Here is a 14,008-nt window from a genome sequence, read left to right on the forward strand (position 1 = left end):
GGCGGCCGTGTTTCGGGGGGCCGGCACCACCGGCTCGGCGGCCTTCGCGGTGCGGGCCAGGGCGTCCCAGGCCAGGGCGAGCAGCACGCCGAGGGCGGCGGCCACCACCAGGGCCAGCCGGGTGGGCATCATCATCTCCACCAGCGGCAGGTCGTCCGAGATGTACGACCAGGGGCCGTCGATCGTGGTCTCCGCGCCGTCGAAGCGCACCACCGGGCCGATCGAGGCGACGGTGAAGACCACCACCAGCACGGCGACGATCCGGGCCGCCAGCGACCGGCGGACCAGCAGCACCAGGGCGACCAGCGCCACCAGCACCAGCGGCCAGCCGAACCAGGTGTTCTGTTCGGTCAGGCCGATGGTCTTCTCCACCGCCTCGTCCCCGGCGGCGGTGTCCCGGGCGAACGTCACGAAGGCCACCAGGTCCTCGCCCCAGTTGTGGAACACCCCGCCCTGCAAACCCCGGTAGGACTGCGGGCCGTTGAACTGGAACCAGATCGGGTACGCCGTGAGCAGCAGCGTCAGCCCGCCGCCGAGGCCGAGCGCGGCGAGGAAGCCACCGACCCGCTGCCGCGCCGCCCGGGGACGCTGCACCGCGTACGCGGCCACCACCACCAGGCAGCCCAGCGCGGTCAGCAGCAGCATCTCCTCGTTGATGAAGATCTGGTACGCCACCAGCAGGCCGAGCACCACCCCGTCGCGTCGCCAACTCCGCCCGGGCTCGCCGAGCCGCAGCACCCGGGCCACGATCACCGGCAGCAGGTAGTTCGAGACGAAGTTCGGCTGCCCGTTGGCGTGGTGCACGATGCCGGGCGCGAAGCCGAGGAACGCGCCGCCGACGAACGCCGCCGCGCGCGAGCGCACCAGGTGCCGCGACAGCATCCAGTACGACGTGCCGGCCGTCGCCGCGAGCGCCCCGCCGAGGTAGAGGGCGTACGTCACCTGCGGCCCGAACAGCCACGTCACCGGGGCCAGCGGCAGGGTGGCCCCGAGCAGTGACGTGTTCGCCATCATGTTCACCCCGTCCGGGGCGTTCTGCCGCATCGAGAACAGCGGGTTCTCCAGGTGGCGCAGCGAGTACGCGCCGTGCGAGAAGAGCCACTCGAACCAGCTGTGGTCGGTCGGCAGGTGCGACGACACCCGGTGCTGGACGTCCCCCCAGTAGTTCAGGCACACGAGGACGCCGAGGAGCACATACGCTCCGATGGCCAGCAGATCGGCGCGACTCGGCCGCCGCCGGGGCCGGCGCGGTGTGCCTGTGCCCGCCCCGTCGGGTCCGGCCGGGGCGGCCTGCGCCGCGACGGGTGCGGAGTCGGAGTTCAGCGAGGGGTCTACCACCGGCACAGCCACGACGGGCCATCGTACAGACATCGCCGCGTGACGCCGGCCCGACCGGTGCGGCCGGGCGGGGCGGGGCGTCACCCAGCTCGGGGAGGAACACCAGTGAGCGTCATCGACCTCGGCGAGCTGCGCGGCGACGTCGAGCCGGACCCGCCGCCCCGCCCGCCAAGGGCGGTGGGCCGGCCGCTGCGGGTGGCCCTGGCCGGGGCCGTCGCCCTGCTCGCCCTGGCCTCGTCCGCGCCGCTCGTGCGGCCCGCCTCGGCGGTCGTGGACGGCGGGCTCGGCCGCGAGGTCCGCGTCGCCGGCGGCCGGCTGTACGTGGCGGACCAGGAGATGCCGGGCGCGGGCGGGACGCGGGGGGTGACCGCCTACGCGACCCCGGCCGGCGCGGGGGGCGCGCTGCGACCGCTGTGGCGCACCTCGGTGCCCGGCGGGGAGGGCCTGTTCCAGGTGCTGGAGCACGGCGGGTTCGTGCTGATCACCGGGGGCGGGGGCCGGGACGGCGGGATGGTCGAGACGGTCGCCCTGGACGCGGCGACCGGGAGGCATCGGTGGCGGCAGCCCGGCTTCCCGGTTCCCACCATTGGCGGCGGGCTGCTCCTCTTCGGGGGCGGCGACGACGAGACGGTGGACCCCCTGCGCGTGGTGGACCTGCCGTCGGGGCGGCCCCGGTGGTCGGCGCCGATGCACCGGGGCCGGACGGTCTACGACCACCGGAGCGCGGAGGTCGACCGGGTCGTGCTGATCCCCGAGTCCGGGCGGATCGAGGTGCGGGACGCCGGGTCCGGGGCGGTCGTTCTCACCAGCGATCCAGGTCGGGGCGGGTCACCGGGGTACCAGGGCGTCGGCCTCGCCGGGGAACTGCTGCTGGTGACGGCGAACAACGGGGTCGACGGCAGTCGCCGCGTCACCGCGTACGGGCTGGCCGCGCTGGACCGGCGCTGGGAACTCGACCTGTCCCCGGACGAGTACCTGGAGGAGTGCGGCGACCTGCTCTGCGTCGGAAGCCGGGAAGCCGGGCTGTCGGCGCTCGACCCGGCGACGCGCCGGCCCAGGTGGGTCAACCCGCGCTGGCAGCGGTTCGTCGCGGCCCGGGGCGGCCGACTCCTCGTGGCCGCCGACGACCGCGTGGCGGCAGTGGAACTCGCCGTGCTGGACGCCGCCACCGGGCGGACGATCGCCGAGCTGGGGCGCTGGGAGCTGATGCCCAACCAGGGCCAGGACGAGCCGCTGTTCGGCGGCCGGCGCACCCGGGAGGGCGGGCTGCTCGTCGCCGAGCTGGACCCGGCGGGGGCCGTGGCCCGGTGGTTCGACGTGCTGCCCGACGTGGTGGAGGACTGCTACTCCAGCGGCCGGGACCTGCTCTGCCGCCGAGCTAACGGGACGTACGGCTGGAGGCGGCTGCCCCGGTGACGCCCCGGGTCACCAGTTGGGCTGGGCGGGCGGCGGGGGCAGTGGCACGTCGGGCGGCCGGATGACGTAGACGATCCCGCCGCTGCCGCCCAGCCAGGCGGCCTCGAACCGGTCCCGGCCCACCGTCCGGCGCACGCCCGCGTCGTCCGGGGCGTACGGGTCGTTGAGCACCGGGTCGCCGTCGGCGGTGAATCCGACCAGCACCACCAGGTGGCCCCTGGTGTCGTAGTCCAGCCCCGGCACCTCGCCCCGGCGGAACGCGGCGGAGAGCACCAGCGGCACCCCGGCGGCCACGAACGCGCCGGCCTCGGCCAGCGACCGCAGCCGGGTGACGAACGCCTCCACCCCGTGCCCGCCGGCGTACGCAATGTTGAACGACCAGTTGCCCGCCCCGTCGAAGGCCGGGTCGTAGCAGTGCCGGGCGGCGTGCACCACCACCGGACGTGGGCCGGGCGGCGCGACCCAGGCGTACCGGTCGGGGGCCGGGCCGGCGCCCCAGTGGTCCAGCACCATCGAGACGCTGGTCGGGCTGCACCAGGAGTCCCCGCCGCCGCCCCAGCGCCCCTCCTGCCCGCCGTGCAGCCGCTGCGAGTACGGCGGCACGTCCAGCGTCCGGCCCCAGCCGGCCCGGTCGCCCTCGGTGGCCCGGTGCGTGTCGATCGGGGTGGCCGGCCGGGGGCCGGAGGCGACCGCGCCGAGCGCGCGCAGCACCGGGGTGGCGGTGCCGCCGGCCGGCCGCAGCAGCGTCACCCGGGCCTGCCAGCCGGTGACCGTCGCACCGGTGACGACCAGGGTGTCCGTGTCCACCCGGGCGTCGGCGTCCTGCTGGCCGGGCACGGAGGTGCGGCCGAAGGGCTCCTCGTCGGCCGCCCAGCGGGCCAACTGGTACCAGCCGGTGGCCGGGGCGTCGGCGTGCCAGCCGCGCAGCTCGACGAGGACGCCGCAGCCGTCGGGGGTGTCGGCGGCCCAGGAGGGGACCACCTCGGCGACGGCGAACCCGGTGGACACCGGCGGCGAGGTCCAGCTCGCCGCGTCGTACCGGCGGGTGGGGTCGTCGGGGTGGGCGAGCCGGCCGGTCGGGGCGGCGAGGACCGCGCCCGCGGCGTCCGCGCGGACCCCGTCGCCGGCCCCGGCGGCCAGGTCGGCCGGGAGCCGGAAGCGCCGGTGGACGACGTCCCACCGGATGGTCGGGGCCGGTCCGGTCATCGCCGCTCCCTCCGCCGCAGATCAGCGCCGGGAAGCATCCCGTACCGGAAGGTTTTTTGCAACGCCGCCGCGGTCGGCGGCCGGTGCGACGCCGGTTTGGTGGCCGGCACTAGGTTTGTCGGCAGGTCAGCCGGCGAGGAGGTCGGGCATGCGGGTACTGGTGGTCGAGGACGAGCGCAACCTCGCCGACGCGATCGCGCGTGGGCTGCGCAAGCGCGGCATGGCGGTCGACGTCGCCTACGACGGGAACTCGGGCCACGAGATGGCCTTCGTCACCCGGTACGACGTGGTGGTGCTGGACCGGGACCTGCCCGGCATGCACGGCGACCAGATCTGTGCCGAGCTGGCCGCCTCCGGCACCCTGACCCGGGTGCTCATGCTCACCGCCAGCGGCACGGTCGCCGACCGGGTCGAGGGGTTGCAGCTCGGCGCGGACGACTACCTGCCCAAGCCGTTCGCCTTCGACGAGCTGGTGGCCCGGGTGCAGGCGCTCGGCCGGCGGGCGACCCCGGCGGCCCCGCCGGTGCTCGCCGTGGCCGACCTGGTGCTCGACCCGGCCCGCCGGCTGGTGACCCGGGGCGGCGTGCTGCTCGACCTGACGAACAAGGAGTTCGGGGTGTTGGCCGAGCTGATCAAGGCGCGCGGGGCGGTGGTTTCCAGCGAGGAGCTGCTGGAACGGGTCTGGGACGCCAACACCGACCCGTTCACCACCATCGTCCGGGTCACCGTGATGACCCTGCGCAAGAAGCTGGGCGACCCGCCGCTGATCGAGACGGTCGTCGGGGCCGGCTACCGCACCGCCGAGGGGTCGGCGTGAGCGCCCCGACCCGTCCCGCCGCCCCCCGCCGAGCCCTGCCCTGGCCGGCCCTGCGGCTGCGGCCCACCCTGCGGCTGCGGCTCACCCTGCTCAACGGGGTGCTGCTGGTGGGCGCCGGGGCGATCCTGGTGCTGCTGGCCTGGCTGCTGGTCCGCGACGCGCTGCGCCCCACCGACGAACTGGTCCCCGGCACCACCGTGCTGCTGGCCGACGGCCGGCTGCTCGACGCCGGGCAGTGGCAGCAGCAGCTCGTCGACGCGGCGTCGAACGAGCTGCTGGCCAAGGGCCTGGTGGCGCTCCTGGCGATCAGCGTGGTCGGGGTGGCCGGCGCGTACGCGGTGGCCGGGCGGGCGCTGCGCCCGCTGCACCAGGTCACCGCGACCGCCCAGCGGCTCGGCGAGGCCACCCTCGACCAGCGGATCGGCTGGTCCGGGGCGGACGACGAGGTGGCCGAGCTGGCCAAGACGTTCGACGCCATGCTGGACCGGATCGCCGCCGCGTTCGAGGCGCAGCGGCGCTTCGTGGCCAACGCCTCGCACGAGCTGCGCACCCCGCTGGCGGTGATGCGGACCGAGATCGACGTTACGCTCAGCGACGACGAGGCGGACGCCGCCGAGTACCGCCGGATGGCCACCGTGGTCCGGGACGCCTCCGAGCGGGCCAACGGGCTGGTCGACGCGCTGCTGGTGCTCGCCCGCAGCGAGGCCCAGACCGGCCGGCGGCTGGGCCGGCGCACCGAGTGCGACCTGGCCACCGGCACCGTCAACGCGCTCTCGGCCATGCGCCGGGAGGTGGAGCGGATCGGGCTGCGGGTGCAGACGTCCCTGGAGCCGGCCCCGGTCGTCGGCGACCCAGGGCTGCTGGACCGGCTGGCCGGCAACCTGATCGAGAACGCGGTCCGCTACAACCACCTGCACGGCCTGATCCGGGTGCGCACCGGCACGGACGGCTGCTCGTCCTGGCTGGTCGTCGCCAACACCGGGTTCGAGGTCAGCCAGGCCGACGTGCCGGGGCTGTTCGAGCCGTTCCGCCGGGGCGGGCAGGAACGCACCGGGGCCCGGGGGTCCGGGCTGGGCCTGTCCATCGTCCGGGCGGTCTGCGACGCGCACGGCGGGACCGTGCGGGTCGTCGCCCAGCCCGGCGGCGGCCTTGAGGTCACGGTGACCCTGCCCGCCGCCGACGCGACGCCGGTGCTGACCGGCCCGGCCCACGGGGGCGGGCGGCTCACGACCGACCGGTGACGTCCCGCCGGCACGTCGGCGGGCGTGCCACGCGCGCCGGCCCGCACCGCGTGCCGCCCGGACGTCGGCGCGTCGCCGGGGCCCGCCCGGCTTCAGCTTTTCGTGTGCCCGGCCCGACCGACCCGGCGTGCCGGGTGCCGGGTGGGCGGGGCCGGGCAGGTCAGGTGGCCGGGCCGCGCCGGGCGCTCGGCCGGCGGGGCCACGCGGTCGGGCAGAGCCGTCGAGCGGTCGGGCACAAATGCGCCGCCTGTGCTGGACGGCCGCCGGACGATAGGCCAAGGTGTGGTGGCGCCACGTCCCACGCGGTGCGCCCAGGACCGGCCGCGCCTCAGGCCGTCCGGCGCCCGCGGCCACCCCCCCCGTCCGACGTGCTCCGGGAGTTGCCCGTGACCCACCCCTCGGCCCTGGCCCGCCGAACCCTGGCGGCGCTCGCCGCCGCCGCGCTGACCGTCGCCGGCCTCGCCGGCCCGGTGAGCGCCGCGCCCGGCCACCCCACCGTGGTCTCCACCGTCCCGTCGGCCGCGTCGCCGAACATCCAGGACGGCACGGTGTTCGCCATCCACGACGCCGGTACGAAGATCATCGCGGCGGGATCGTTCAGCAAGGTGCGCAACCGCAACTCCGACGTGGACATCACCCGTAACTACGTGCTCGCCTTCGACAAGGCCACCGGAGCGGTCGACACCGCGTTCGCGCCGACCGTCGACAACGAGGTGAACGCGGTGGCGGCCGGCCCGACCGCCGGCACCGTCTACCTGGCCGGCAAGTTCAACACGGTCAACGGCGTCACCCGGCGCAAGGTGGCCCTGGTCGACGTCGCCACCGGGGCCACGGTCACCAGCTTCGCCGGGCCGGCGTTCAACGGACTGATCGACGACGTCGCCCTGGCCGGCAACCGGCTGCTCGTCGGCGGCATCTTCACCACCGCCGGGAACGCCAACCCGCGCGGCGGGCTCGCCTCGCTCAACGCCACCACCGGCGCGCTGGACGGCTACCTCACCACCACCCTCACCGAGAACCACAACTACGACGGGGTGAGCGGGGCCAAGGCCGGCGTCGGCGCGGAGAAGCTCGCGCTCTCCCCGGACGGCACCCAGCTCGTGGTGATCGGCAACTTCAAGAAGGCCGACGGGGTGCTGCACGACCAGATCGTGAAGCTGGACCTCGGTGCCACCGCCGCCACCGTCGCCGACTGGAACACCAGCCGGTACACCCCGCGCTGCTCGTACGGGGCGTTCGACTCGTACATGCGGGACGTGGCCTTCGCCCCGGACGGCAGCTACTTCGTGGTGGTCACCACCGGCGGGACGTACGGCGGATCGCTGTGCGACACCGCCGCCCGCTGGGAGGCCGCCGCGACCGGCGACGCCCAGCAGCCCACCTGGACCAACTACTCCGGCGGCGACACCTTTCTCTCCGTCGGGATCAGCGAGCAGGCCGTCTACGTCGGCGGGCACCTGCGCTGGCTGAACAACAGCTTCGGCGGCGACTCCGCGCAGGCCGGGGCCATCGGTCGGGCCAGCATCGCCGCCCTCGACCCGGGCAACGGCCTGCCACTGTCCTGGAACCCCGGCCGGCACCCGCGCGGCTACGGCGTGGCCGAGCTGCTGGTCACCCCGCAGGGCATCTGGCTCGGCTCCGACCAGTCCTGGATCGGCAACTTCCAGTACCGCCGGGAGCGGATCGCGTTCTTCCCGCTGACCGGCGGCAACGCTCCGCACCCGACCACCACCGCCGGCCTGCCCGGCACCGTGTACCAGGCCGGGGTTCCGGTGCCCACCAACGTGTTGCACCGGGTGAACGCCGGCGGCCCCGCCGTCGCGTCCACCACCGGCGGGCCGGACTGGAGCGCCGACGACTCCGGCAACCCCAGCCCGTACCACAACGCCGGCAGCAGCAGCTCGGGCTTCGCCGCCGTGGGCAGCCTGGACGCCACCGTCCCGGCCGGCACCCCGGCCGGGCTGTTCAACACCGAGCGGTACGACTCCGGGTCCGCCCCCGAGATGCAGTGGGACCTTCCGGTGCCGGCCGGCACCGAGGTGGAGGTCCGCCTCTACCTCGCCAACCGGTACGCCGGCACCTCGGCCCCCGGCCAGCGGGTCTTCGACGTGACCCTCGACGGCACCCTCGTCCTGGACAACCTCGACCTGTCGGCCACGCCCGGGCACGACGTCGGCACCATGCGGTCGTTCACGATCGTCAGCGACGGCAGCGTCGACATCGACTTCGGGCACGTGGTGGAGAATCCGCTCGTCAACGCGATCGAGATCGTCAAGACCGGCCCGCCGCCCACCGGGACGGGCGACGAGGTGCAGGCCCGCTCGTACGACGGGGCGGCCACGGTCGGCGCGGCGACCCCGGTGGCCAACCCCGACAGCACCGCGTGGTCCACGGCCAGGGGCGCGTTCTGGGTGGGCGGCACCCTGTTCTACGCGATGAACGGCGCACTCCAGCGGCGCACCTTCGACGGGACCACCTTCGGCACGCCCGGCCTCGTCGACCCGTACCACGACGCGTACTGGGACACGGTGGAGACCGACTCCGGGCCGGCCGGCCAGACCTACGTCGGGGTGAACAGCAACTTCTACCCCGAGATCGCGAACGTCACCGGCATGTTCTACACCGCCGGTCGGCTCTACTACACCCTGGCCGGCCAGGGTGGACTGTACTGGCGCTGGTTCACCCCGGACAGCGGCGCGGTCGGCGCAGACAAGTTCACCGTCGCGGGGGTGACCGGATTCGCCGACACCGGCTCGGTCCTGCTGGCCGGCGGCACCCTGTACCGGGTCAGCCGCTCGACCGGCGCGCTCGCCTCGACCGCGTGGGCCGGCGGCGTGCCCACCGGCGCGTTCACCACCGTCAGCGGCCCCGCCGTGGACGGCGTCGACTGGCGCGCCAAGGCCGTCTTCGTCGGCCCGTAGACCCCGTCGCACCACGGGGGTGTCCCGGCCCGGTCCCGCGTCCGCGCGGGGCCGGGCCGGTCCCGTTCCCAGTACGTCGAAAAGGCGTTGCCCGGACCGGCGGAGACTGGCAAGATCGGCCGCGTCAGCCCGACGGCCGGAGGGAGGTGCGGTTGATGTCCACGACCAGTCCCGCGCCCCGCCTCACCCGCCGCTGACCCTCTGACGATCACGCGGGGCGCTTCACTCCTTCATGGAGGAACACCGTGAGCGCACGGATCAGGAACATCAGTTTCGACTGCCACGACACCTACGCGCTGGCCGGCTTCTGGGCGGAGGTGTTCGGCTCCGAGCGGCAGCCCGACGACTTCCCCGGTGACCCGGAGGCGATGGTGCTCACCCCGGACGGATCGACCGTGCTGTTCCTCCAGGTGCCGGAGGACAAGACGGTGAAGAACCGGGTCCACCTGTGCCTGGAGCCCGCCGACCGGCCCCGGGACGCCGAGGTCGAGCGGCTGGTCGACCTCGGCGCCACCCAGGTGGACGACCGGCGGCGGCCGGACGGGACCGGCTGGGTGGTGCTCGCCGACCCGGAGGGCAACGAGTTCTGCGTGCTGCGCAGCGCCGCCGAGCGGGCCGCCACGGCCTGACGCCCGGAGCGGGCGGGCCGCGACGGCGTGACCGGGCGGGTTACGAAGGTGTGACCCGCCCGACGGCACGGGCCCCCTCCGCCGCGACGGCGGAGGGGGCCCGTGTCACGCGTGGCTCAGGAGCGCTGCTCGATCTGGCCGCGCATGGTGACGAACTCGGCCTTCGCCTGGGCGCCGGTCTTGAAGTACATCACGATCATGCCGAGGCTGCCCTTGTCGGCCCAGGCGCAGATGCCCAGCTTGGTGCCCTCGCTCTCGCTGTCGCCGCAGCGCGCCTCGCCGCCCAGCGGCCCCGGGTCCACCGCAGCGACGTTGCTCATGGTCAGGTCGGTGCTGGTGAACGCGGCGTCCAACTCCTTCTTCGGGTCGGCCAGCAGGCCGGACGCCGCGGCGATCATCACCAGGTTCTTCTTGGCCATGTCGCCGTAGAACGCCCCGGCGGTGCTGGTCTCGTTCTGCACCGTGGACTTCATCTGGGCGATCATCGTGTCCACCGCCGCCTGGAGCTCGGGCTGGGTGGCCTTCGGTCGGCCGGCGAGGGTGGCCGGTGCGGTCACCCGGGTGTTGGTGGCCTCGACCGCGTCGCTCACGTCGTCCTTGACGGCGAACCAGGTGATCGCCCCGCCGCCGCAGCAGAGCACCAGCACCACGGCCAGGACGATCAGCACGATCTTGCCGGTCTTGGACTTCTTCGGTGCCGGCGGCAGCGGCGCGGCCCCCGGTGCGCCGTACGGCTGGCCGGCCGGCGGGTGGCCGCCGCCCTGCTGCGGGGCGGGCTGCTCGCCGTACGGCTGCTGCGGCTGGTTCGGGTAGGGGTCGCCCGGTTGGGACATGTTCAGTCAGCTCCAAACAGTGGATCAGGAGCGGTGATCGTAGCCAGCCGGTCCGACAGTCGCTGCCCCGTCCGCGGGCCGAAACGACGACCGCGGTGGTCGGAGCGTCCAGATGGGACGGCCCGACCACCGCGAGTCGCGGGGGAGCGGTGTGGATCAGGCGGGCAGGCTGGCCGCCCCGAGCGGCAGGAACCGCCGGCCGGTGACCCGCTCGCTGGTGCCGGTCCGGTCCAGGTACGGCGTGACGCCGCCCAGGTGGAACGGCCAGCCGGCGCCGAGGATCATGCACAGGTCGATGTCCTGCGCCTCCGCGACGACGCCCTCGTCGAGCATCAGCCGGATCTCCTGCGCCAGCGCGTCCAGCGCGTTCTGCCGCACCTGCTCGGCGGTCAGCGGCGCGTCGCCGACCACCAGCAGCTTGGCCACCTCGTCGTTGATCTGGTCGTCGACCACGATCGGCTGGCCCGCCTCGGCGATCCGCTTCAGGTTCTCGCTGACCGCGAACCGGTCCGGGAACGCCGTGTGCAGCGTGCCGCCCACGTGGTACGCCACGGCCGGGCCGACGAGCTGGAGCAGGGCGAGCGGGCGCATCGGCAGGCCCAGCGGGTCCAGCGCGGCGTTCGCCACGTCCAGCGGGGTACCCGCGTCCACGGCGGCGAAGACGGTGCCGAGGAAGCGGGTGAGCAGCCGGTTCACCACGAACGCCGGGGCGTCGGAGACCAGCACCGACGACTTCTTCAGCTGCTTGCCGACCGCGAACGCGGTGGCCAGGGTGGCGTCGTCGGTGCGCTCGCCCCGGACGATCTCCAGCAGCGGCAGCACGGCGACCGGGTTGAAGAAGTGGAATCCGACCACCCGTTCCGGGTGCTCCAGTTCCTCGGCCATCGCGGTGATCGACAGCGACGAGGTGTTGGTGGCGAGCACCGCCTCCGGGGAGACGATCTTCTCCAGCTCGGCCCAGACCTGCTTCTTGACGCCCAGGTCCTCGAACACCGCCTCGATGACGAAGTCGGCGTCGGCGAACGTGGCCTTGTCGACCGAGCCGCTCACCAGGCCGTACAGCTTGGCGGCCGTGCCCTTGTCCATCCGGCCCTTGCTGACGGCCTTCTCGATCTGGGTGTGCACGTAGCCCACGCCCTTGTCGACCCGGCCCTGGTCCAGGTCGGTCATGACGACCGGCACTTGGAGGCGGCGGGCGAACAACAACGCGAGCTGGCTGGCCATCAGGCCGGCGCCGACGATGCCGACCTTGGTGACCGGCCGGGCCAGGCCCTTGTCCGGCGCGCCGGCCGGCCGCTTGGCCCGCCGCTGTACCAGGTCGAACGCGTACAGCCCGCTGCGCAGCTCCTCGGAGAAGACCAGGTCCGCCAGCGCCTCGTCCTCGGCGGCGGTGCCGGCCGCGAAGTCCGCGTCCTTCGCCGTCTCCAGCAGGTCCAGCGCCCGGTACGCGGCCGGGACCGCGCCGTGCAGCCGCTGGTCCAGCGTCTGCCGGGCGAAGTACAGCACGCCGGCCCACATGTCCTTGTCGACCTCGGGCCGGGTCACGGTGACCTCGCCGCGCACCACGTCGGCGGCCCACTCCAGGGACCGCTCCAGGAAGTCCGCCGGCTCCAGCAGCACGTCGGCGATGCCCAGCTCGGCGGCCTGCTTCGGCCTGAGCATCTTGTTCTGCATCAGCGGGTTCTGCAGGATCACCTGGGTCGCGGCCGGGATGCCGATCAGGTTCGGCAGGAGCTGGGTGCCGCCCCAGCCGGGGACCAGCCCGAGGGAGACCTCGGGCAGCGCGAGCGCGGAGGCCCCGCCGGACAGGGTCCGGTAGTGGCAGTGCAGGGCCAGCTCCAAGCCGCCACCCATCGCCGCGCCGTTGACGAAGGCGAACGTCGGGACCTGGCTGTCCCTGAGCCGGGCGAAGACCCGGTGACCGAGCCGGCCGATCTGGCGGGCCTGCTCGCGGTCGGCGAGCTGCGGCAGGCTGGTGAGGTCCGCCCCGACGCAGAAGATGTACGGCTTCCCGGTGACCGCGACGAACGCCGGGTCGGCGGCGAGGGCGGCGGTGATCGCCTCGTCCAGGCTGGTCAGCCCGCCCGGGCCGAAGCTGTTCGGCTTGGTGTGGTCGAAGCCGTTGTCCAGGGTGATCAGGGCGGCCGGCCGGTCCAGCCCCGGCACGTTCACCTGGCGCAGCAGCGCCCTGGTGACCACCTCGTTCGGTGCGGCGAGCGCGCTCACTTGTTGCCCTCCTGTCCAGCCTCGGCGGCGGAACCGGTCCAGTTCGGGTTCTCCCAGATGACCGTGCCACCCATGCCGATGCCGATGCACATGGCGGTGAGGCCGTAGCGGACCTCGGGATGCTCGGCGAACTGCCGGGCGAGCTGGGTCATCAGCCGCACGCCCGAGGAGGCGAGCGGGTGGCCGACGGCGATCGCGCCACCCCACGGGTTGACCCGGGAGTCGTCGTCGGCGATGCCGAAGTGGTCGAGGAAGGCGAGCACCTGCACGGCGAACGCCTCGTTCAGCTCGAACAGGCCGATGTCGTCGATGCTCAGGCCGGCGATGCGCAGCGCCTTCTCGGTCGACGGGATCGGGCCGACGCCCATCACCTCGGGCTCGACGCCGACGAAGCCGTACGACACCAGCCGCATGGCGATCGGCAGGCCCAGCTCGCGGGCGGTGTCCTCGGCGGCGATGAGGCTTGCGGTGGCGCCGTCGTTCAGGCCGGCGGCGTTGCCCGCGGTGACCTTGCCGTGCGGGCGGAACGGGGTCTTGAGGGTGGCGAGCTTCTCCAGCGAGGTGTCCCGGGGCGCCTCGTCGGCGGTAGCCAGCCCCCAGCCGCCGTCGGCGTCGCGGATCGCCATCGGCACCAGGTCGCCCTGGAGCTTGTCGTTGGCGTACGCCTTCGCCGTCTTCTGCTGCGAGGCGAGCGCGAACGCGTCGGCGCGGTCCTTGGTGACCTGCGGGACCCGGTCGTGCAGGTTCTCCGCGGTGGCGCCCATGACCAGCGCGGACGGGTCGACCAACTTCTCCGCGACGATCCGCGGGTTGGGGTCGACGCCCTCGCCCATCGGGTGCCGGCCCATGTGCTCGACGCCGCCGGCGATCGCGATGTCGTACGCGCCCATGGCGATGCCGCCGGCCACGGTGGTGACGGCGGTCATCGCCCCGGCGCACATCCGGTCGATGGCGAAGCCGGGGACGGTCTTGGGCAGGCCGGCGAGCAGGGCCGCGGTGCGGCCGATGGTCAGGCCCTGGTCGCCGATCTGGGTGGTGGCGGCGATGGCGACCTCCTCGACCCGCTCCGGCGGAAGCTGCGGGTTGCGGCGCAGCAGCTCGCGGATGCAGCGGATCACCAGGTCGTCGGCGCGGGTGTTGGCGTACATGCCACCCGCCTTGCCGAACGGGGTGCGGACGCCGTCGACGAAGACGACATCCCGGACTTCACGGGGCACTTGAGCCTCCTTATCGACCAAAATCCGGCCTCCGCACCGACAGGCGGCACTGCGGACCGGATGAAGGTCGCCGGCACGGGCGTGGTCCCTCGGATGCTACTCGCCAGTAACCACCCCCGGCACCCACCCCGCTGTGTCCCACCCCACACCGACCCCCGCCGCGT

The 14,008-nt window shown here is 74.1% G+C and carries 10 protein-coding genes; 5 read left to right on the top strand and 5 right to left on the bottom strand.

The genetic code is table 11. From position 1 onward, the window contains the following. Nucleotides 1-1,350, bottom strand: a 1,350-nt coding sequence (locus ABT023_RS14960) for a hypothetical protein (protein ID WP_350885596.1), incomplete at its 3' end; no start/stop codon positions are given. Nucleotides 1,351-1,443: 93 nt separating this feature from the next. On the opposite strand from ABT023_RS14960, the gene ABT023_RS14965 reads away from it, so the two are divergent. After that, entirely contained in the window at nt 1,444-2,754 is a 1,311-nt protein-coding gene (locus ABT023_RS14965; RefSeq protein WP_350885598.1) for an outer membrane protein assembly factor BamB family protein, read from the top strand. Nucleotides 2,755-2,763: 9 nt separating this feature from the next. On the opposite strand, the gene ABT023_RS14970 is transcribed toward ABT023_RS14965, so the two are convergent. Next, a complete protein-coding gene (locus tag ABT023_RS14970; RefSeq protein ID WP_350885600.1) occupies nt 2,764-3,960 on the bottom strand; it encodes a C39 family peptidase in 1,197 nt (398 codons plus the stop codon). Nucleotides 3,961-4,108: 148 nt separating this feature from the next. Between ABT023_RS14970 and ABT023_RS14975 the strand changes: the two genes are divergently transcribed. The 4 genes from ABT023_RS14975 to ABT023_RS14990 all read left to right on the top strand — a co-directional run bounded on the left by ABT023_RS14975 (nt 4,109) and on the right by ABT023_RS14990 (nt 9,568). Next, nucleotides 4,109-4,777: a response regulator transcription factor gene (locus tag ABT023_RS14975; protein WP_350885602.1), complete on the top strand. Its 669-nt coding sequence runs from the start codon at nt 4,109-4,111 to the stop codon at nt 4,775-4,777. Nucleotides 4,778-4,833: 56 nt separating this feature from the next. After that, nucleotides 4,834-6,018, top strand: coding sequence for a sensor histidine kinase (locus tag ABT023_RS14980; protein ID WP_350885791.1), 1,185 nt, complete (start codon nt 4,834-4,836; stop codon nt 6,016-6,018). Nucleotides 6,019-6,404: 386 nt separating this feature from the next. Beyond that, on the top strand, nt 6,405-8,939 hold the full coding sequence (locus tag ABT023_RS14985) for a malectin domain-containing carbohydrate-binding protein (RefSeq protein WP_350885604.1): 2,535 nt from the start codon (nt 6,405-6,407) through the stop codon (nt 8,937-8,939). Between the two features lie 245 nt (nt 8,940-9,184). Then, on the top strand, nt 9,185-9,568 hold the full coding sequence (locus ABT023_RS14990) for a VOC family protein (protein WP_350885606.1): 384 nt from the start codon (nt 9,185-9,187) through the stop codon (nt 9,566-9,568). Between the two features lie 116 nt (nt 9,569-9,684). On the opposite strand, the gene ABT023_RS14995 is transcribed toward ABT023_RS14990, so the two are convergent. From ABT023_RS14995 to ABT023_RS15005, 3 genes are all read right to left on the bottom strand, one after another. Then, nucleotides 9,685-10,401, bottom strand: a complete 717-nt coding sequence (locus ABT023_RS14995; RefSeq protein WP_350885608.1) for a hypothetical protein — start codon at nt 10,399-10,401, stop codon at nt 9,685-9,687. 156 nt (nt 10,402-10,557) lie between these two features. Then, on the bottom strand, nt 10,558-12,627 hold the full coding sequence (locus tag ABT023_RS15000) for a 3-hydroxyacyl-CoA dehydrogenase NAD-binding domain-containing protein (protein WP_350885610.1): 2,070 nt from the start codon (nt 12,625-12,627) through the stop codon (nt 10,558-10,560). Continuing rightward, complete coding sequence (locus ABT023_RS15005; protein WP_350885611.1) at nt 12,624-13,844, bottom strand: thiolase family protein; 1,221 nt, start codon at nt 13,842-13,844, stop codon at nt 12,624-12,626. Before ABT023_RS15005 ends, ABT023_RS15000 begins: the two co-directional genes overlap by 4 nt. Between the last annotated feature and the right edge of the window lie 164 nt (nt 13,845-14,008).

Origin of the sequence: Micromonospora sp. NPDC002296, from assembly GCF_040296145.1 — a bacterium.
In the GTDB taxonomy this organism is placed as follows: Bacteria; Actinomycetota; Actinomycetes; order Mycobacteriales; family Micromonosporaceae; genus Micromonospora.

What these genes read in the sequence shown, in the direction of transcription:
- ABT023_RS14975 (WP_350885602.1), top strand. Translation starts at nt 4,109, where the DNA reads ATGCGGGTACTGGTGGTCGAGGACGAGCGCAACCTCGCCGACGCGATC.
- ABT023_RS14970 (WP_350885600.1), bottom strand. Translation starts at nt 3,960, where the DNA reads ATGACCGGACCGGCCCCGACCATCCGGTGGGACGTCGTCCACCGGCGC.
- ABT023_RS14995 (WP_350885608.1), bottom strand. Translation starts at nt 10,401, where the DNA reads ATGTCCCAACCGGGCGACCCCTACCCGAACCAGCCGCAGCAGCCGTAC.